The sequence below is a fragment of the Hyphomicrobium nitrativorans NL23 genome (assembly GCF_000503895.1).
GTDB classification, from domain to species: domain Bacteria; phylum Pseudomonadota; class Alphaproteobacteria; order Rhizobiales; family Hyphomicrobiaceae; genus Hyphomicrobium_C; species Hyphomicrobium_C nitrativorans.
The window spans coordinates 2,558,124-2,576,348 of sequence record NC_022997.1 but is presented as its reverse complement, the minus strand read 5'-3'; the positions used below and the strand labels follow the sequence as shown (position 1 = coordinate 2,576,348).

Here is an 18,225-nt window from a genome sequence, read left to right as displayed (position 1 = left end):
TGACGCAATGACAACACTCAAGTTCGAGGACCAGAAGTTTCCCGAGAACGTGACGCTCGACGATTACGCGAAGCTGGCCGAACAGTTCATTCCCGGCCGGCGCGCCATCTTCTCGATTGTCGAAGCCGCACTTCTTGAGCTTCTTGCCGACGGCCCGTCCAAGATCCTTGTCGTGGGCGCGGGCGGCGGCGAGGAAATCCTGCGCCTTGGCGCGAACAATCCGAACTGGTCGTTCGTGGGCGTCGACACCTATCAGCCGATGGTGGAACTCGCGCATCGCCGCCTCGCCGAAACGCCGGTCGGGGCCCGCGCCCGTGTGGAGACGACAACCATCGAGGCGCTCGAAGACGACGGCTTCGATGCCGCGACGTGCATTCTGACGGCACACTTCGTCCCTGACGACGGCGCGAAGGCGGCCTTCTTGAAGGCCATTCACAGCAGGCTGAAACCCGGGGCACCGCTTGCGATCGTGGATGGCGTCGGTGTCGCGGGCGAAGACAAGACCGAGCTTCTACGCCGCATCTGGAAGCGCCATGCCGTCTGCAACGGCGTCTCGCCCGACGTGGCGGAAAGCAACGCTGAGAACTTCAAAAAAGTCGCCGTGGTGTCGGAAGAGCGTGAAGAAGCGCTGCTTGCAAGCGCAGGCTTCGAGCGCTTGACGCCCATCTTCCGCGGCCTTGCCATCAAGGGCTGGCTTGCCTTCGCATAAGGCAAGCCCCTCTCGCTTTCTCCTATGAAACCAACACGGAATACCAGCCGATGACCTCTTCCGCAGCGCAATCCTTCATCAACGTCGGCGAGCGCACCAATGTTACGGGCTCTGCGAAGTTCAGGAAGCTCATCGAAGCGAATGACTACGCGGCGGCCCTGGCCGTTGCGCGCCAGCAGGTCGAAGCAGGCGCCATGGTCATCGACATCAATATGGATGAGGGCCTGCTCGATTCCGAAAAGGCAATGACGACGTTCTTGAACCTCATCGCCTCCGAGCCCGACATCGCCCGCGTGCCTGTCATGATCGACAGCTCCAAATGGACCGTGATCGAGGCGGGTCTCAAATGCGTGCAGGGCAAGGCCATCGTCAACTCGATCTCGATGAAGGAAGGCGAGGAGCAGTTCGTCGAGCAGGCGAGGAAGGTTCTCCGTTACGGCGCGGCCGTCGTCGTCATGGCCTTCGACGAAGTGGGCCAGGCCGACACCATCGAGCGCAAGGTCCAGATCTGCGAGCGCGCCTATAAGATCTTGACGGAGCAGGTCGGCTTTCCGCCGGAAGACATCATCTTCGATCCCAACATCTTCGCCGTCGCGACGGGAATCGAGGAGCACAACGGTTACGGCATCGCCTTCATCGAGGCCGCGCGCCAGATCCGCGAAAAGATGCCGCTCACCCACATTTCGGGCGGTGTCTCGAACCTGTCGTTCGCGTTCCGCGGCAACGAGCCCGTGCGCGAAGCCATGCACGCCGTGTTCCTCTACCACGCCATCAAGGCTGGTATGGACATGGGCATCGTCAACGCCGGACAGCTCGCGCTCTACGACGACATTCCGGCCGAATTGCGCGAGCTGTCGGAAGACGTCATCCTGAACCGCCGTCCCGACGCGACCGATCGTTTGCTCGAAGCGGCCCCGCGCTTCAAAGGCGACGGCAGCGGCGCTAAAGCGAAGGAGAAGGATCTCTCCTGGCGTGAGGGCACGGTGCAGGAGCGCCTCACGCACTCGCTCGTCCACGGCATCACGGACTTCATCGAAGCGGATACCGAGGAAGCCCGTCAGCAGGCCGAGAAGCCTCTCCATGTGATCGAAGGCCCGCTGATGACGGGCATGAACGTCGTCGGCGATCTCTTCGGCGCGGGCAAAATGTTCCTGCCGCAGGTCGTGAAGTCCGCGCGCGTGATGAAGCAGGCGGTTGCCTACCTGCAACCCTACCTGGAGGAAGAGAAGCGCCTTTCCGGCGTCGACCAGATGCCGGCCGCCGGCAAGGTCGTGATGGCGACCGTGAAGGGCGACGTGCACGACATCGGCAAGAACATCGTCGGCGTCGTGCTCCAGTGCAACAACTACGAGGTGATCGACCTCGGTGTGATGGTGCCGGCCGCCAAGATCCTCGAAGCGGCGAAGAAGGAGAAGGCGGACATCATCGGGCTTTCGGGCCTCATCACGCCGTCGCTCGACGAGATGTGCTTCGTTGCGGCCGAGATGGAGCGCGAAGGCTTCAGCGTGCCGCTGCTCATCGGCGGCGCCACGACAAGCCGCGTCCACACCGCCGTCAAGATCAGTCCCAACTACGAGCGCGGCCAGGCCATCTACGTACTGGACGCGAGCCGCGCCGTCGGCGTCGTCTCGAACTTGCTTTCGGAGACCGAGAGCAAGCCCTACATCGAGAACATCAAGACCGAGTACGTGCAGGTGCGCGAAAAGCACCTTGCCAACGAAGCGAGAAAGCAGCGCATTCCCATCAGCGCGGCACGCGCCAACAAGTTCGACATCGACTGGTCGCAGTATGCGCCGCCGAAGCCGAGCTTCCTCGGTACGCGCACCTTCAAGAACTACGATCTCGGAAGCCTCGTCCCTTACATCGACTGGACGCCCTTCTTCCAGACGTGGGAGTTGACGGGCCGCTATCCGGCCATTCTCGACGACAACAAGGTGGGCACCGAGGCGCGCAAGCTCTTCGCCGACGCGCGCGAATTGCTCGACCGCATCGTCGCCGAGAAGTGGTTCACCGCGCACGCGGTCGTCGGCTTCTGGCCGGCCAACGGCGTGGGCGACGACATCGAGCTTTATACCGACGAGACGCGGAAGGAGCGGCGCGCCACGCTGCACACGCTGCGCCAGCAGATCGCCCGCGATCCGAGCCGCAATCGCGCCCACACCGCGCTCGCAGATTTCGTTGCGCCGAAGGAGAGCGGCCTTGCCGATTACGTTGGTGGCTTCGCCGTCACCGCCGGGCATGGCGAGGACGAGGCGATCAACGCACATATCAAGGCGACCGACGACTACAGCCGCATCATCGCCAAGGCGTTGGCCGATCGTCTCGCGGAAGCCTTTGCCGAGGCGATGCACGCCAAGGTCCGCCGCGAGCTGTGGGGATACGGCAAGGGCGAAAAGCTCTCGAACGAGGATATGATCCTCGAAAAGTATCAGGGCATCCGCCCCGCGCCCGGTTATCCCGCACAGCCCGATCACACCGAGAAGGCCACGCTCTGGGATTTGATGCGCGTGAAGGAGGAAACGGGCATCGAGATCACGGAGAGCTTCGCCATGTGGCCGGGATCGTCCGTGTCGGGTCTCTACTTCGCACACCCCGAAAGCCATTACTTCGGCGTGGGCAAGGTCGAGCGCGACCAGGTCGAGGATTACGCCCGCCGCAAGGGCATGAGCGTGGCGGAAGCGGAGCGCTGGCTCGCGCCCGTCCTCAATTACGACGCGGTCGCCGAAGCCAAGAACGTGGCATGAGGCGCCGTCCGCAATTCTTGATTTTCGCACCGTGGGCGGCCATGCTGCATCGCAAGCGCGTGGGACACCTCGATTCTCGTGCGTGATGCGATTGTTGCGCCCTTGACCTCATATCGAAGGTCGGGTGCGTGTGATGTCGGCAGGTGGGGAAGGCCGGCTCTCGAAACTGGGGGAGAACTCACGATGCTCGGACGTCTCATTCTTCTGCTGCTGCAGATCGCCGTCGGCTGGTTCGGCACGACGGCGCTCATGAACTACATCAAATTCGGCGAGTTCCGCCTGTTCATCTTCGCGGTGGTCGCCGCAGTCGTGATCTTCCTGATCGGGATCATCGCCGCCGTCATTCTGAAAGATGTCGGTTCGCCGTCGAGCGCGACACTGAGCTGGGCGCTGGGATTTGCATTGATCGCCGCCGTGCTGTGGACATGGGGTCCGCAACTCCCGCTGCTGTCTGAGATCCCCTGGGGCCGCATCCGCGCGGAGTACGCTGTGCTCGCCTTCGCGATCCTCGGCTATCATCTGAAAAGGTAGCGGCGGCACAACAAGCGCCGTCAAAGAAAAAGGCGCGGGACCCGAGGGTCTCGCGCCTTTCCTTTTGCGTGCCCCGCACAAGCGATGCGCGGGAATGAGCTGAACCGGCTCCTGATCGGCCTCGTCTGAGAGACAGGGAGTGCTCAGACCAGTCCGATCACGATTGCAGCGAGGAAGCCGAAGGACATGAGTGCGGCGAGCACCGTCAGTCGGATCGAGAGTTCCATGCGCGACCTCCTGCCGACGGATCGGCGTTGGGGGGGACTGCTCGTCAAACACGCAGATAAAGATGCGCCGGACACGTAGGTCGGAACGTGTCCCACACACCGTTTGCAGAGTGTGCTCCGCCCGGGACGAGGCGGCCCCGGCGAGGCAGGGACCCCGCCGAGGCATAAAGTGTACGGAGCAAGATCGTTCCCTGCCAAGCGAAAATGATCGTGCGACGCAGCATGAGTGCGGGGTGCGATCCCCAAATCTGGAATGAATTTGCGCGGTTGTGGCGCCGTCCTGCGACGGGATTCAAAATTCGCTGGCTGTGAGCGTCAGCGGCCCTGGAACGCGGGCTTGCGCTTTTCGAGGAACGCCCGGCGCCCTTCCGCATAGTCCGTGCTCTCGAAACACGCGAGCACGGCGGCATCGAGTTTCGCGAAGTCGGGCTGCTCGGGATGGCGGGTGAGTTCATCGATGGCGAGCTTGGCGGCGCTGACGGTGAGCGGTGCGTTGCCTGCGATCTCGGCCGCAAGCGTTCGGACCGCGATCTCCAGCGTATCCGCATCGGTCAGCGTGTTGACGATGCCGATCCTGAGCGCTTCCTCGCCCGAAACCCGCCGGCCCGTAAACAGCATCTCCTTCACGAAGGCGGGAGCGGCGAGTGCGAGCAGAGGTTGCACCCAGCGGGCATTGTAGCCGAGACCGAGCTTCGCGGCCGGAATGGCGAACTGCGCGCGATGGTCTGCGAGCCTGAGGTCGGCGCACGCCGCGATGCCGAGGCCGCCGCCGAGACAGAAGCCGTGGATCATCGCGATCACCGGCTTGCTCGCGCCGAGAAGAGCGTCGAACGCCTCGTGGTTGAGGCGGTCGTAGTCGGCGGCGGCGGCGCCCGTGCGCGCGCTTTCGAATTCAGAGATGTCGGCCCCTGCGGAGAACGCCCGCGTCCCCGCACCGCGCAGGATGATGACGCGTACGGCGGCATCTGCCTCCGCGGCTTGAATGTGTTGCGGCAACTTGGCCCACATGTCGGCTGTGAACGCGTTCATACGGCCGGGATTGTCGGCAACGATCCAGGCGAGGGGACCCTCGATCTCAAGCCTGAGATCGGGCGGTGTGGCGGGAGTATCGGTCATGTCGGCTGGTCCTCTTCGGTACCCTCTCAATGTGCCCTTCGATGCGCTCCCGAGCAACGCGGCGCAACGCCCAAAGTATGGGCCAGGACAAAGCGCTAAAGGATTGACTAGGCCCGCCTCGGCCGATAGGCCCTCCCCATGACATGGCGAGAACCGCCTGACGCGAGGATCGGTTTGATCCATAGTTCGCATGAGGGTCCGGTCGCACGACGGCCCGCGCGTGAGACGAAGGCGGCGCACACCCGTTCGGGTCGCGGCGTACGAAGGAACAGTGGACATGAACAGTGCCAAGCAGCCGGTCCAGGCCGGAAAGGGCGAGCGGCGCACGCCCTCCCGCCGCGCTGGCGACGATCCGATCTGGCTGGCGCTCCGCAGCGAGGCGGAAGCTGCGATGGCGGCCGAGCCTGCGCTGACGGGGTTCATCTACGCAACCGTCGCGAGCCATGAGAACCTGGAAGATGCGATCTGCCATCGCATCGCGCAGCGCCTCGGCCATGCGGACGTCGACGCGGGCCTCATCGTCCAGACGTTCCGGGACGTGCTCGCGTCCCAGCCGGAACTCGGCCGCGCGTTTCGCGCCGACCTCGCAGCCGTAATCGAGCGCGATCCTGCAACGGCGCGCTATCTCGATCCCTTTCTCTATTTCAAAGGTTTTCACGCCCTCGTCACGCATCGCTTTGCGCACGAGCTGTGGCGTCAAGGCCGGCGCGACTTTGCGCTTTACATGCAAAGCCAGTCGTCGCGCATGTTCTCGGTCGACATCCATCCCGCAGCGCGTATCGGCAAGGGGTTGATGCTGGACCATGCGACCGGCATCGTGATCGGCGAGACGGCGACCATCGGCGACAACTGCTCGTTCCTGCACGCGGTGACGCTGGGCGGCAGCGGCAAGCAGACGGGCGACCGCCATCCCAAGATCGGCTCCTGCGTGCTGATCGGCGCCGGCGCCAAGGTGCTCGGAAACATTCACGTGGGAAACAGCTCGCGCATCGCCGCGGGCTCGGTGGTGCTCTCGGATGTCCCACCGCATGTGACGGTTGCCGGCGTGCCGGCGCGCATCGTCGGCCCGGCTGGCGCGGAACCCGGACGAACGATGGACCAGACGTTCGAATCCGATCCCGGGATCGGGCCCGATGATTATGCAATGCTCTAGACCGCGATCGCTTCAGGCCCTATCAGCCTGAAGCGTGAATCGCCGGTCTAACTAACGAAACCGGAGGATGACAGAGTGAAGAAGGACGAGCTGGCCAAGGTCGAGGCGTATCTGAGGAAGACATTCGGGACGAAGAACCTGTCGGTGCGGGCGCGTCCCAAGAAGGACGATAGTGCCGAGGTCTATATCGGAGACGATTTCGTCGCCGTGCTGTTCCGCGAGGAGGAAGAGGGCGAAGTGTCCTATCAGTTCCAGATGGCCATCCTTGAGATGGATCTCGAAGAGGCTTGAGGGGCACTGACGGATGGCACTTTACGACCTCGACGACACGCGCGTCGAAACCCCGGCCGACGGCAACTTCTGGGTTGCGCCCAATGCGGTCGTGCTGGGCAAGGTGCGGATCGAAACCGACGCGAGCGTGTGGTTCGGGGCGGTGCTGCGCGGCGACAACGAGCTGATCCGCATCGGCGCGCGCTCGAACGTGCAGGACGGCTGCGTGCTCCACACGGACCCCGGTTTCCCGCTCGACATCGCGGAGGACTGCACCGTCGGCCACATGGCGATGCTGCACGGCTGCACCATCGGCCGGGGCAGTCTGATCGGCATCGGCGCGGTCATCCTCAACGGCGCCAAGATTGGCGAGGAATGCGTGATCGGTGCCAACGCACTGATCCCCGAGGGCAAGGTGATCCCGCCGCGGTCCATGGTGCTCGGCTCTCCGGGCAAGATCGTACGCGAGCTCACGGACGAGGATGTCGCCCGCTTCGGCAAAGGCGCGGGCCGCTATGTCGCGAACTGGAAGCGCTACAAGGCAGGTTTCCGCCCGGCACCGTAACACCTGCCTCCGCCAGCAGGGGGACGCAGCATGCGCACCTTAAGAAGAGACCGGCGCGATAGCGCCCGGGAGCAAAGCGACCCGGCGCAAGTGCGCCGGCTATCAACCGGCACCCGCCCGTTATCCGAAGCTTCTCACAGCTTGCGTACGAAGCAAAAAAATAGAGCCGGACACGAGGGAGAATCGCGTCCGGCTCAAGGGGGAGCCCGGTTGGGGGACAAGGGCAGGGTCGCCGGGCTCGGGGGGTCGTCAGTCAGGACAAGGGTCGTGAAAACGTGAAGCGTTGAGCGTGCCGGGCGTCTTAACGCCCGTCCTGCACGCCAGCGATGGCGTCCGGCGCCGTGCGGTCGTTGACGTCGAGCGACACCCACACGCGCGGATCGAGATACGATTGGCGCATCAGAAAGTAATAGCCGGACGCATTCCAGAGGCGCACATCGTCGATTTTGTTGTCGAGCACGAAGTCGCCCTGCGAGGTGCGCGCGGTGAGCACGGCATGGCCTTCACCCTTCTCGTCGCGCACGACCGTCAGCAGAAGCGAACTCTTGGGCCAGCCGCGCTGGATCAGGATCTTTTGCTTGAGGAGTGCGTAGTCCTCGCAGTCGCCGCGATCGACGGGGAAGGTCCAGAACTCGCTGACCCCGTAAATCTCCATGTCGGTAGCCGGCGCGATGGCGTGGTTGACCCAGCGATTGACCTCGTCGAGTTCGCTCAAGCGCTCGGGCGTGGGCTGAAAGCGGATGTCTTCGATGTGGCGCGCCCGGCAGGCATCCGGGTTGCGCTCGCAGAAGCGGACGAACCCGTAGGGCGGCTGCGCGGGACCGTAGACCCGCATGAACGGAGAACTGCTGGTGTTGGTCTCAGGCACGACCACGTCCGGCATGGCACCGGCCGGTCCGGCGAAAGCGGCCATTGCCGCGATGCACATGAAAATACGCTTCATACGCGTTACCCCTACTTCCCTGTCACGCCGACCACAGTACCCTTGAAGTTTCGCGGTCCCCTGAAGTACGCCGCCAGAAATCGAGCAAAATTTGAGCTAAACTGATGCTCATGAAGTGAGAGATCGGGGTGCCCCGTTCAGCCGAAATAGCGCCGCAAAGCCTCTGGATCTGGAATGTCGAGGAATTGCACGCCAATCCCGCGGTCGTGATAACGCATGACCTTGCACCGCAGTTTCCCGAGCATCACCACATCCCCGGGCGACGGCCGCGCCTCCGTTCCGATGGAGGCGCCCGACAGTGAAACGTCGAGCACCCGGCAATCGACGGAGGAGCCGTCAGGGAGCTTCAACGTTGACGTTTTGTTGACCAGTTCGAAGCGTTTGTGCTTGCGGCCGAAGCTGTCGCCGAGCTCGGCCTTGTTGACCAGCCATGTGATCTGAGCCGCGAGCTTCTCGCGTTTGTGCTGGCTCACGCGGAAGCGCATGCCGAAGCCACCGTCGAAAAGCCGGGCCACTTCGCCCTCCAGCCCGCCGATTTCGTCGAAGTAGGCAACGATGCGCTCGCCCATCTCAACCTCGACGGGCGACATCACGGCCGCACCTCCCACCGAGATATCGTTGAGCCTGCAAGGAAACTCCTGCTTGTTGGCGCGCATGAAACGGCCAAGAAGCGCGAGGTGAAAGCGCTTGTGGCGCCTTCTGTCGGGCACGATCCTCGTGTCGAGCCGGATCGAGGAACGGATGTGATTGGCTGGACTGGCGGACATGAGCGAATTCCGGGCGGTAACGTTTGACGGCACCCCCCATGACCGAAACGGCATTTGAGCCGTTTCCGCGCAGAGGGAGTCCTAGAATGAGACAACAGGTTTAAGGAACGCCTAACCGCTGGATCAAAGTCGCACGCAGGCATGCCCGGTGCGCGCTGCGGCCCGGTGCGAGGTCGATGTCGGCGATGTTAGGAAGGATCGCGGCCGGAGGTGCCCGGTGGCGGGTGGGATCGGCCCCCAAAAAAGGTTGCCGTGCTACGGCCGCTCGGCGTCGGCCTGCGGCGCCTCGCCCACGCGTCCGCCCTGATACACGCGGAACTGCCGTCGCCCCTGGCGAACGATCCGGGCCATGCGGACATTCGGATTGAGAGCGGGCGGCGGATCCATAAAGGGCTCCCGCGACACGCCCTCCGGCCAGATCTCTTCGGCCGCAAGAAGCTTGAGCCCTCGGCGCGGGCTATGCGCGTCGGCGGCCCTGTCGTCGAGGGGAACGAGAAGACAGAGCAAGCGGTCGATCGCGTGCCCCGTGTGCATGAGCGGCAACACGATCAGCTCGAAAGACGCTGCGGCGCGAGATCCGGCCGGGGCCGCGGTGTCGGAAAGATAGCCCTCGCCGGTGAACACGCCGACGCGTCCCAGTTCGGAAATTGCGGCCAGGTGGCGTTCCAGCATGGCCCGGTCCGCTTCGCCCCAACAGGAGAGAAAGTTGCGGGTTCTGAGATCCGCGCCGAGCCAGTTGGAAACCCGGGTGCCAGCCAGGCGGAACAGGTAGGTCGAGCGGTCCGTGCGCTCCAGAATGAAGGTATCGAGCAGAAGGCCTCCAAGCTGGGCTGGCTGGATTTCGAGCCGCCTCGGCGCCCGCCGGCCGGCCCGGACGTCGTTCCAATAGGCGTAAAGGGCCTGTGTGGCACGATGTTGAAACTGAGCGACCGCTTGCACGCAATACTCCTCCGGCGCCGCAGAAGACTGCGGCCCGTGCCTTACAAGAGCGGATGCTCTCGAAATGCGGCCTGCCGGGAGAACGAAAGCGTCCCGAAAACGGCCCATGCCGTCGACAAAAGCAGCTTCCGTGCCATATGCACGAGGGAGAGCCGGAACGGACGGCGACAGGCCGGCCGAAAGCCGGCTCGTAGAGCGAAGACCCCCAATGACAGGGGTCCGAGGCCCCATGAACTGAGGAGACCTGCGTGACCCCGACGGATACGTCTCAAGAGCCCGTATTTAATGTCCCGAATTGTGTCGTCGGCGTGTTGGCTGTCCTGGTGCTGGTCCACCTGGGCCGCACCGTGCTGACGTCCGAAGGCGATTTGTGGTTCGTGCTGGCCTCAGCCTTCATCCCCGGCCGCTACGGTCCGCTCGGCGAGGTGCTTCCGGGAGGCGAGTTGGCCAAGCTCACCTCGCCCTTTACCCACATGCTCGTACACGGCGACTGGATTCATCTCGCGCTCAATTCCGCCTGGCTTCTCGCCTTCGGCGGCGCAATAGCGGCGCGCACGGGGGCGGTCCGTTTCCTCGCGTTCTTCATCCTCTCGGGGCTCGGCGGGGCGTTGGCGTTCTACATCGCCAACGAGGGCCAGATGACGCCCATGATCGGGGCGTCCGGCGCGATCTCCGGCCTCCTAGGCGGAACGCTCCGTATTCTGTTTCCGGCCATGAATAACGGGGGCTTCCGGCGTTTGCGCGAAGCGCCGCGTTCGATTCCGCTGATGCCGCTCGGGGAGACTTTGACCGACCGTCGGGTGATCGTCACCAGTGCAGTTCTGGTGCTTATAAATGTTCTGACGATCATCGGTTTTGGCGCTGCACAAAATTCAGCGGGCATTGCTTGGGAGGCGCATCTCGGTGGCTATGCGATAGGGATCTTTACTTATGGTCTTTTCGACGATGTTTCCCGCTTCGCAGATGATCCGCAACTCGACACGGATTGAAACTCTTGCGCGTTTCGGAAGTTTGCCTCACTCTTGAGTTTGTCGAGGCACGATTGTGGCTCGGCCAAAGAAGACACGAGGAAAAAAACGCTCGTGGCAGTCAGTACGCGTGAGTGAGGACGGGAGGAGAACGTCCGTCGACGGCACGGCGCGCATTGATCGACAGCGAGCGGGAGGAAACGTCATGAACGTTGCATCGATACTGAAGGCGAAAGGACGCGCGGTCACGACAGCAAGGCCGAACGCCACATTGCTGGATGTCGCCAAGAAGCTCGGCCCGAAGAAGATCGGCGCCGTGGTTGTGGTGGGCGACAACGGCCACGTTACCGGTATCATTTCCGAGCGCGACATCATTCGTGCGGTGTCGGAGCACGGTGCGGCGGCGCTGAGTATGGTGGTGTCCGACGTTATGACGCGCAACGTCATCGCATGCGGCGAAACGAGCGAGCTCGACGAGCTGATGGAGATGATGACGAAAGGCCGGTTCCGTCATTTGCCGGTGATCGAGGACGACGCGCTCGTCGGCATCATTTCGATCGGCGACGTGGTGCACCACCACGTGGCCGAGGTCGAGATGGAAGTCTCCGCCATGCGCAATTATCTCGCGACCGGCTGACGACGCCACTCTCGCTATGCAAAGGAATAGAAAACGGCGCGTTTGCCAACGCGCCGTTTTTCATTTCCGAATTAAAAACGCCGCCCGCCACAGGGAGCGTCACCCGATTGAAACGTCAATGCGCAGGCATCGCCGCTCCGCTTTCGAGCGCGCGGCGCGTTTCGAGTTCGCGTGCGAGATCCTCGATCGTGCGCTGGGCCGCCGCTTCGCCGCGCGCGATCAGTTCCTCCGCCTTATAGAAATCGAACAGACCGATTCCGTGAAGCCGCGGGCTGATCATGGCGTCCGGCGGATCGCCCGCCAGCCGCGAGCGCGCAATGCGGTCCTGCACGATGTTGAACGCATCCACCATCACCGTCGTGATGCCCGGCGTGTCGTCGCCGCGTCCCAGAATCTGCCGCTGAAGCAGGCGCCGAACCGCGATGCCGTTATTGCCGGTGACCGGCGGAACGGCTTCCATTTCGCCGTCCGACTGCGGCATGGGGTTGATGTTCGAAATGGTGCCGCGGTTCGAGATGTCGATGTTGAGATTGACGGCGATCACATACCGCGCGCCATGAGCGCGGCAGACGGAGACCGGGATCGGGTTGACGAGCGCACCGTCGAACAGCCAGCGGCCGTCCACCTTCACGGGGCGGAACACGCCGGGTAGCGCATAGGAAGCCCGCACCGCATCGACCACGCTCCCGCGCGACAGCCACACTTCGTGCCCGGTGCCGATCTCGGTCGCAACCGCGGTGAAGCTGCGCGGCAGGTCCTCGATGCGCATATCGCCGAGGTGCTTGTAAAGGCGCTCTCCAAGGCGATGGCCTGTGATGAGGCCCGTGCCGGAAAGGTTGAAATCGAGATAGCCGAGCACACGGCGCCGGGTGAGCTCCCGCGCAAAGGCTTCGAGTTCGTCGAGATGTCCGGCGACATCGCAGGCGCCGACGACGGCGCCGATGGATGTGCCTGCGATGATGTCAGGTTGAATTCCGGCCTTCTTCAGCGCGCGCAGGACGCCAATATGCGCCCAGCCTCGGGCCGCTCCTCCGCCGAGCGCAAGACCGATCTTGACGTTGCCGGCACCGTTGGTGGCAGGCATGGGGCCTCCATTCCTCCAGCCCTTCCCCCAGAGGGCGAGGCCGGCGATGATGTCTCCCTTGGGACCCGCCGCGGAAGGCGACGAACACTCCCTCCATCATAGGTGGAGCCTATCAGATGCGGATTAAAGGCCCCCTACCGAGGGCGAGACTGGGTTAAATCTCGTCGCGCGTAAGAACGAGCGTGCCGTCGGCATCCGTCGAAATCGTCCGATAGAAGCAGGAATGCGCGCCCGTGTGGCACGCCACGCCCGCGCCCGCGACATCGGCGCGAATCCAAAGCATGTCCTGATCGCAATCGACGCGGGCCTCGCGCAGGTGCAGAGTATTGCCGCTCTCTTCGCCCTTCTTCCAAAGCCGTGCCCGCGAGCGGCTCCAGAAATGCACGATTCCGGTCTCGAACGTCAGTTTCAGCGCCGTCTCGTTCATCCAAGCGAACATCAGCACCGTACCTGTGTCGTAATCGGTGACGACTGCGCCGATCAGGCCATCGCTGTCGAGCTTCGGCAGAAAGCGCGCGCCCTGCTCGACTTCGGCCTTTGCGGCGTTGCGCGCAGGGGGTGAAGGGGATGTGTCGATCATGAGTATTCCGATGCAACTCGAACGGCTGGCTCAGACGGCATATATATAGACCAGGACGGCCGGGAGCCCTATGCCTCCGGTCGTGCGGCACGAAAAAGGCATCTGACGGGAAACCCATGGCGGATCTCGACGACATCTACAACCAGAGGATTTTCGAGCTGGCGGCGGCCATGCCGCGCGCCGTGCCCCTCGATCGTCCCGATGCCGCGGCGCGCGCCCACTCCAAGCTCTGCGGTTCGACCGTCGAGGTGGAGATCAAACTCGACAGCAACCGCATCGCGGACTTCGGTCAATCGGTGAAGGCATGTCTCCTGGGTCAGGCCTCCGCGGCCATTGTCGGGCGTGAAATCGTGGGCACGAGCGAAGCGGAGTTCCGCGCCGTGGCCGACGCCATGCGGCGCATGCTGAAGGAGGGCGGCCCCGGCCGGAGGGGCGCTGGGCCGATCTCGGCCTGCTGGAGCCCGTCAAGGACTATCCCCACCGCCACGCTTCCACGCTGCTCGTATTCGAGGCGGTGGAGCGGGCGCTCGACGAGGTCGAGGCGAAACGCGGAGCGGCCACGCCAAGGCCGGGTGTCGAGGCCTGAGAACGCGGACGAGGCGAGGGCGTGCTGACATGAGTTGGACCAAGCGGCTGCTCCAAGCCCCTATTCACGCGTATCGCTGGACACTAAAGCCGCTGATGGGGCTTGAATGCCGGCATCTGCCCACCTGTTCGGAATACGCCATCGGCTCCATCGAGAAGAACGGCGCATGGCGCGGCCTGTGGCTCACGGCATCCCGCCTTTCTCGGTGTCATCCTTGGGGCAGCTCCGGCTACGATCCCGTCCCCGACATTCAGGGTGAGCAGCACACGTTTGCCCCCTGGCGCTACGGCCGCTGGAGCCGCAAGCGGAGTGTCCCGCCCTCCGAGATCTCTTAGCGGTATCCTCGTCGGAGGCGACGGCATCGGGCGTTCGCCATGTTAGGGTGCCCGAGAGTGAAGAGGCTTGAGAGGCCGGCACGTCGCGGCTTCTGAGCCCGGACGCCCTTCGAGGACGAACCGTTGAAGCGCAAGATCAGAGCCGTCCTGATGGCCGACATCGCCGCCGCGCGTTCGTCCGGTAGCGCGGACGACCCCGGCGCTCCGGTGCGCCTCGACTCCTACCGCGCCGTCGTTCGCGATGTCGTCGCCCACGGCGGCGGCGAGATGCTGACGGCGAGCGATGAAGGCGCGCTGATCGCAGCCTTCCAAAGCGCAGTCGCGGTGATGCGCGCTGCCGTCGACATGCAGGAGACCCTGCGGGCGCGCAACAAGGCGCTGTCTCTCACCGAGCGAATGGACGTACGGATCGGCATCGCCATTGCCGAGGTCCCGGCAGGCGAGGGCGAGGTGCCGCCGGAAACGCACGCTGCCGTCCGCGCCCTCGCCGACCTCGCAGCCCCCGGCGGCCTCTGCGTGTCCCAATCGTTGCGCGAGGCCGTGGCGGGCAAGCTGCATCTCGCGTTTCAGCCGGTCACGCCCGATGGCGCCGCGCTCGACGGCTTGGCGCCCGCGACCTATCGCGTCGCTGTCGGGAGTGCTGAGCCAGCCCGTCGGAAACGGGCGCTTCCGCAATGGAGTGTCGCGCCGAAACATGCCGCGTCCGTTGCGGCAGCGCTCCTGATCGGCGCGTTGGCGTGGCTCGTCCTCCCGCGTTCGGAGCCTGCACCTGAGCCGTCTGCCGATGGGCCTGCTGAAGCGGGCCTGCCTCTCCCCGGGCCGTCGAGCGCCGATGTCACCGCTGCATCCACGCCGCCCGCAGACGCACGTCCGAGCGGGACGCTCGTCTTCAAGCCCGCGCACGCACCCAACCCCTCGGCCGTGTTATCGGCCAGGAAGATGCTGCCGAATGCCTGGCGTGATTGCGAAGGCGGCGAACCGTCGAAGGCCATCGAAGGCTGCCAGCTTCTCATCGACAGCGGACTGGCGCAGGACGCCGAGCTTGCGGAGTTCCACCTGCGCCAAGGCAAGGCGCTGCGCGATCGCGGCGACTTCGACCGCGCGCTGTCGAGCATCACGACCGCGCTTTCGATTGCGCCGACGCCGGCCGCTTACGCGCTTCGCGGCACCGTGCTTTACAAGAAGCAGAACTTCGACGCCGCGATTGCGGACTACTCCGAGGCCATCCGGCGCGACGCGCGCAACGGCGAGGCTCTCAACAATCGCGCCTGGACCTACTATCGCATGGGGCGCGCACGCGACGCGCTGCCCGATGCGGATGCCGCCGTGCGGCTCCTCGCGAAGCAGGCCTACGCATGGGACACGCGCGCTCACATCCATGCAGCCCTCGGCGACCGCGAGGCCGCGATCCGCGATTTTCGCGCGGCGCTCGCCATCGATCCGGCCTATGCGGACAGCAAAGCGGGTCTGGCCAAGCTCGGAGCCCACTGAAGGCAGCCCGCTTGACTCGGCGCCCGTTTCCGAGGAAGGAAGCGGCTCCATAATCTTACGCGGATCGGTAAGCCGCGAGTGAGAGGAGCCGAACCTATGTCGGAAGCATCCGAAATTACGATCACGTTCCCAGACGGCAAGAGCCGCCAGGTCGCCGCAGGAACGTCAGGTCTTGAGATCGCAAAGTCGATTTCGCCTTCCCTCGCCAAGCGCACGGTTGCGATGACCCTCAACGGGGTGCTCTCCGACCTCGCCGACCCCATCAAGCAAGACGCCGAGATCAAGTTCGTCGCGCGCACCGACCCGGAAGCGCTGGAGCTGATCCGCCACGACGCGGCCCACGTCATGGCCGAGGCCGTGCAGGCCCTATGGCCCGGCACGCAGGTCACCATCGGCCCCGTCATCGACAACGGCTTCTTCTACGACTTCGCCAAGGCCGAGCCGTTCGAACCCGACGACATCCCGAAGATCGAAAAGAAGATGGGCGAGATCATCGCCAAGAACGCGCCGTTCACGAAGGAATTCTGGTCGCGCGACGACGCCAAGCGCTTCTTCCGCGACAAGGGCGAGCTGTTCAAGATCGAACTTGTGGACGCGATTCCCGAGGGCGAGGACCTCAAGATCTACAAACAGGGCGAATGGCTCGACCTCTGCCGTGGACCGCACATGACGTCCACGGGCGCAATCGGCAAAGCCTTCAAGCTGATGAAGTTTGCGGGCGCCTATTGGCGCGGAGACAGCACGAAGCCGCAGCTTCAGCGCATTTACGGCACCGCCTGGGCCACCGAGGATGAGCTCAAGGCCTACCTCCACCAGATCGAGGAAGCCGAGAAGCGCGACCACCGCCGCCTCGGCCGCGAGATGGACCTGTTCCACTTCCAGGAGGAAGCGCCGGGCTCCGTCTTCTGGCACCCGAAGGGCTGGACGCTGTTCCAGACGCTGATCGGCTACATGCGTCGCGCCCAACAGCGTGCGGGCTACACGGAAGTGAACTCTCCCGACATGATGGAGAAGCACTTCTGGGAGCTCAGCGGCCACTGGGAAAACTACGGCGAGAACATGTTTACGACCACGCTCCCCGACGAGCGCGTGTTCTGCTGCAAGCCGATGAACTGCCCCGGCCACGTGCAGATCTTCAAGCACGGCCTCAAGAGCTATCGCGACCTGCCGCTCAAGATCGCCGAGTTCGGTAAAGTTCACCGCTACGAGCCGTCGGGCGCGCTGCACGGGCTTTTGCGCGTGCGCCACTTCACGCAGGACGACGCGCACATCTTCTGCACCGAGGATCAGATCAAGGACGAGTGCCTCAAGATCAACGACCTCATGCTCGCGATCTATAAGGACTTCGGCTTCGAGGACATCTTCATCAAGCTCTCGACGCGGCCTGAAAAGCGCGTCGGCTCCGACGAGTTGTGGGACAAGGCGGAAGCCGCACTTTCCGACGTGCTGGAGGAAGTGAAACGCGCCTCGAACGGTCGCGTGAAAACGGCGCTGCAGCCGGGCGAGGGCGCGTTCTACGGACCGAAGCTCGAATACGTGCTGCGCGACGCCATCGGCCGCGAATGGCAGTGCGGCACCACGCAGGTGGACTTCAACCTCGCGGGCCGCCTCGGCGCGTTCTACATCGACGAGAACTCGGAGAAGAAAACGCCGGTGATGATTCACCGCGCGATGTTCGGCTCGCTCGAACGCTTCACGGGCATCCTGATCGAGAACTTTGCGGGCCACTTCCCGCTGTGGCTTGCGCCCTTGCAGGCCGTCGTCGCGCCCATCGTGTCGGATGCGAACGAGTACGCGCTCGACGTGGTGGCTGAGTTGCGCGCGGCAGGCCTGCGCGTGGACAGCGATCTCCGCAACGAAAAGATCAACTACAAGGTCCGCGAGCACAGCCTCGCGAAGGTCCCGGTGATCGTCGTCGTCGGCAAGCGCGAAGCCGAAGAACGCAAAGTCTCCATCCGCCGCCTCGGCTCCCAAGCCCAGACGGTGATGACGCTGGATGAGGCGCTGGCGTCCTTAAAGGACGAAGCGACCGCGCCTGATTTGCGCAGCAACGGAGTGGCGGGCGAAGCCAGCGTAGGCACGTGAGACGAACCTACACCGCCGCTGCGGTCTTGGGCATCTCGGCGTCCGCGCCGCTGTCGTCCTGAACGCCGAAGGCCTGTTTCACCGCCGCGCGGATCTCGTCCTCGATTGCGTCACGCTCGGCCTTGGGAAGCTCTCGAAGGCCCTCTTCGTCCAGGCCCCTGGCTTTCAGGATGCGCTCGCGAATTTTTTCTGCGGGCGTTTTCTGCGCCCAATCGAGAAACTCCTGCGCGAGAGCTTCGTTGGCCGACCGGATCGGATCTTTCTGACCATCCGGCCAGAGGCTGCCTGTCGACTTTTCACGTGTCTCGGCCGGGTCGAGGAGCCTCGCGCCGAAATCCCGCGCATCGGCGGACGTGCCCCTTGCGCTCGCGTCGGGCGGCGCGAGCGAAGGGAAAGTTGTCTCGCTGATGCGCATGATCGCCTCCTGTTTCGAGGTCAGGCTACGGAGAGAGGCGTGCACGAAGCTTACGAGGGCACCCCAAAGATGCGATTTTC

17 protein-coding genes and 2 pseudogenes are annotated in these 18,225 nt (G+C 64.1%); 12 read left to right on the top strand and 7 right to left on the bottom strand.

Going from position 1 to position 18,225, the window contains the following annotated elements; translation table 11 throughout:
• Positions 1 to 7 precede the first annotated feature (7 nt).
• The 3 genes and pseudogenes from W911_RS17450 (at position 8) to W911_RS11960 (ending at position 3,984) form a co-directional block, all read left to right on the top strand.
• Entirely contained in the window at positions 8 to 709 is a 702-nt protein-coding gene (locus W911_RS17450; protein WP_023787807.1) for a class I SAM-dependent methyltransferase, read from the top strand.
• A 53-nt stretch (positions 710 to 762) separates the two neighbouring features.
• Positions 763 to 3,453, top strand: a pseudogene (gene metH, locus W911_RS11965) (methionine synthase); the annotation flags it as partial.
• A gap of 183 nt (positions 3,454 to 3,636) precedes the next feature.
• Positions 3,637 to 3,984 carry a hypothetical protein gene (locus W911_RS11960; protein ID WP_023787805.1) on the top strand — a complete coding sequence of 116 codons (348 nt, stop codon included), beginning with the start codon at positions 3,637 to 3,639 and terminating at the stop codon, positions 3,982 to 3,984.
• Between the two features lie 542 nt (positions 3,985 to 4,526).
• On the opposite strand, the gene W911_RS11955 is transcribed toward W911_RS11960, so the two are convergent.
• Positions 4,527 to 5,327 (bottom strand): enoyl-CoA hydratase, encoded by an 801-nt coding sequence (locus W911_RS11955; RefSeq protein ID WP_023787804.1) that lies wholly within the window; start codon positions 5,325 to 5,327, stop codon positions 4,527 to 4,529.
• Between the two features lie 277 nt (positions 5,328 to 5,604).
• Between W911_RS11955 and cysE the strand changes: the two genes are divergently transcribed.
• From cysE to W911_RS11940, 3 genes are all read left to right on the top strand, one after another.
• Complete coding sequence (gene cysE, locus W911_RS11950; RefSeq protein ID WP_023787803.1) at positions 5,605 to 6,480, top strand: serine O-acetyltransferase; 876 nt, start codon at positions 5,605 to 5,607, stop codon at positions 6,478 to 6,480.
• Positions 6,481 to 6,555: 75 nt separating this feature from the next.
• A complete protein-coding gene (locus tag W911_RS11945) occupies positions 6,556 to 6,771 on the top strand; it encodes a DUF3126 family protein (protein ID WP_023787802.1) in 216 nt (71 codons plus the stop codon).
• A 13-nt stretch (positions 6,772 to 6,784) separates the two neighbouring features.
• Positions 6,785 to 7,315: a gamma carbonic anhydrase family protein gene (locus W911_RS11940; protein ID WP_023787801.1), complete on the top strand. Its 531-nt coding sequence runs from the start codon at positions 6,785 to 6,787 to the stop codon at positions 7,313 to 7,315.
• Positions 7,316 to 7,616: 301 nt separating this feature from the next.
• On the opposite strand, the gene W911_RS11935 is transcribed toward W911_RS11940, so the two are convergent.
• From W911_RS11935 to W911_RS11925, 3 genes are all read right to left on the bottom strand, one after another.
• Positions 7,617 to 8,258 (bottom strand): transglutaminase-like cysteine peptidase, encoded by a 642-nt coding sequence (locus tag W911_RS11935; protein WP_023787800.1) that lies wholly within the window; start codon positions 8,256 to 8,258, stop codon positions 7,617 to 7,619.
• 137 nt (positions 8,259 to 8,395) lie between these two features.
• Entirely contained in the window at positions 8,396 to 9,025 is a 630-nt protein-coding gene (locus W911_RS11930) for a PilZ domain-containing protein (protein WP_023787799.1), read from the bottom strand.
• Between the two features lie 255 nt (positions 9,026 to 9,280).
• Complete coding sequence (locus tag W911_RS11925; RefSeq protein ID WP_023787798.1) at positions 9,281 to 9,964, bottom strand: PAS domain-containing protein; 684 nt, start codon at positions 9,962 to 9,964, stop codon at positions 9,281 to 9,283.
• Positions 9,965 to 10,212: 248 nt separating this feature from the next.
• Between W911_RS11925 and W911_RS11920 the strand changes: the two genes are divergently transcribed.
• Positions 10,213 to 10,953: a rhomboid family intramembrane serine protease gene (locus W911_RS11920; RefSeq protein ID WP_023787797.1), complete on the top strand. Its 741-nt coding sequence runs from the start codon at positions 10,213 to 10,215 to the stop codon at positions 10,951 to 10,953.
• Positions 10,954 to 11,137: 184 nt separating this feature from the next.
• Complete coding sequence (locus W911_RS11915) at positions 11,138 to 11,569, top strand: CBS domain-containing protein (RefSeq protein WP_023787796.1); 432 nt, start codon at positions 11,138 to 11,140, stop codon at positions 11,567 to 11,569.
• A gap of 115 nt (positions 11,570 to 11,684) precedes the next feature.
• Here W911_RS11915 and W911_RS11910 read toward each other — a convergent pair whose 3' ends face one another.
• Together W911_RS11910 and hisI are read right to left on the bottom strand one after the other, a co-directional pair.
• Complete coding sequence (locus tag W911_RS11910) at positions 11,685 to 12,653, bottom strand: patatin-like phospholipase family protein (RefSeq protein ID WP_023787795.1); 969 nt, start codon at positions 12,651 to 12,653, stop codon at positions 11,685 to 11,687.
• Positions 12,654 to 12,807: 154 nt separating this feature from the next.
• Positions 12,808 to 13,233 (bottom strand): phosphoribosyl-AMP cyclohydrolase, encoded by a 426-nt coding sequence (gene hisI, locus W911_RS11905; protein ID WP_023787794.1) that lies wholly within the window; start codon positions 13,231 to 13,233, stop codon positions 12,808 to 12,810.
• Positions 13,234 to 13,349: 116 nt separating this feature from the next.
• Here hisI and W911_RS11900 point away from each other — a divergent pair.
• The 4 genes and pseudogenes from W911_RS11900 (at position 13,350) to thrS (ending at position 17,730) form a co-directional block, all read left to right on the top strand.
• Positions 13,350 to 13,819: pseudogene (locus tag W911_RS11900) on the top strand (iron-sulfur cluster assembly scaffold protein).
• A 29-nt stretch (positions 13,820 to 13,848) separates the two neighbouring features.
• Positions 13,849 to 14,154, top strand: coding sequence for a membrane protein insertion efficiency factor YidD (gene yidD, locus W911_RS11895; protein WP_023787793.1), 306 nt, complete (start codon positions 13,849 to 13,851; stop codon positions 14,152 to 14,154).
• A gap of 123 nt (positions 14,155 to 14,277) precedes the next feature.
• On the top strand, positions 14,278 to 15,645 hold the full coding sequence (locus W911_RS11890) for a tetratricopeptide repeat protein (RefSeq protein ID WP_023787792.1): 1,368 nt from the start codon (positions 14,278 to 14,280) through the stop codon (positions 15,643 to 15,645).
• Positions 15,646 to 15,741: 96 nt separating this feature from the next.
• Positions 15,742 to 17,730, top strand: a complete 1,989-nt coding sequence (thrS, locus tag W911_RS11885; protein WP_023787791.1) for a threonine--tRNA ligase — start codon at positions 15,742 to 15,744, stop codon at positions 17,728 to 17,730.
• Positions 17,731 to 17,737: 7 nt separating this feature from the next.
• On the opposite strand, the gene W911_RS17445 is transcribed toward thrS, so the two are convergent.
• On the bottom strand, positions 17,738 to 18,145 hold the full coding sequence (locus W911_RS17445) for a hypothetical protein (protein WP_023787790.1): 408 nt from the start codon (positions 18,143 to 18,145) through the stop codon (positions 17,738 to 17,740).
• Positions 18,146 to 18,225: the final 80 nt, after the last annotated feature.

Bases quoted from the DNA above. Each gene is read 5' to 3' on its own strand.
- yidD (WP_023787793.1), top strand. From the start codon at position 13,849: ATGAGTTGGACCAAGCGGCTGCTCCAAGCCCCTATTCACGCGTATCGC.
- W911_RS11910 (WP_023787795.1), bottom strand. From the start codon at position 12,653: ATGCCTGCCACCAACGGTGCCGGCAACGTCAAGATCGGTCTTGCGCTC.
- W911_RS17450 (WP_023787807.1), top strand. From the start codon at position 8: ATGACAACACTCAAGTTCGAGGACCAGAAGTTTCCCGAGAACGTGACG.
- thrS (WP_023787791.1), top strand. From the start codon at position 15,742: ATGTCGGAAGCATCCGAAATTACGATCACGTTCCCAGACGGCAAGAGC.
- W911_RS11930 (WP_023787799.1), bottom strand. From the start codon at position 9,025: ATGTCCGCCAGTCCAGCCAATCACATCCGTTCCTCGATCCGGCTCGAC.
- W911_RS11955 (WP_023787804.1), bottom strand. From the start codon at position 5,327: ATGACCGATACTCCCGCCACACCGCCCGATCTCAGGCTTGAGATCGAG.
- W911_RS11940 (WP_023787801.1), top strand. From the start codon at position 6,785: ATGGCACTTTACGACCTCGACGACACGCGCGTCGAAACCCCGGCCGAC.
- W911_RS17445 (WP_023787790.1), bottom strand. From the start codon at position 18,145: ATGCGCATCAGCGAGACAACTTTCCCTTCGCTCGCGCCGCCCGACGCG.
- hisI (WP_023787794.1), bottom strand. From the start codon at position 13,233: ATGATCGACACATCCCCTTCACCCCCTGCGCGCAACGCCGCAAAGGCC.
- W911_RS11960 (WP_023787805.1), top strand. From the start codon at position 3,637: ATGCTCGGACGTCTCATTCTTCTGCTGCTGCAGATCGCCGTCGGCTGG.
- cysE (WP_023787803.1), top strand. From the start codon at position 5,605: ATGAACAGTGCCAAGCAGCCGGTCCAGGCCGGAAAGGGCGAGCGGCGC.
- W911_RS11915 (WP_023787796.1), top strand. From the start codon at position 11,138: ATGAACGTTGCATCGATACTGAAGGCGAAAGGACGCGCGGTCACGACA.
- W911_RS11935 (WP_023787800.1), bottom strand. From the start codon at position 8,258: ATGAAGCGTATTTTCATGTGCATCGCGGCAATGGCCGCTTTCGCCGGA.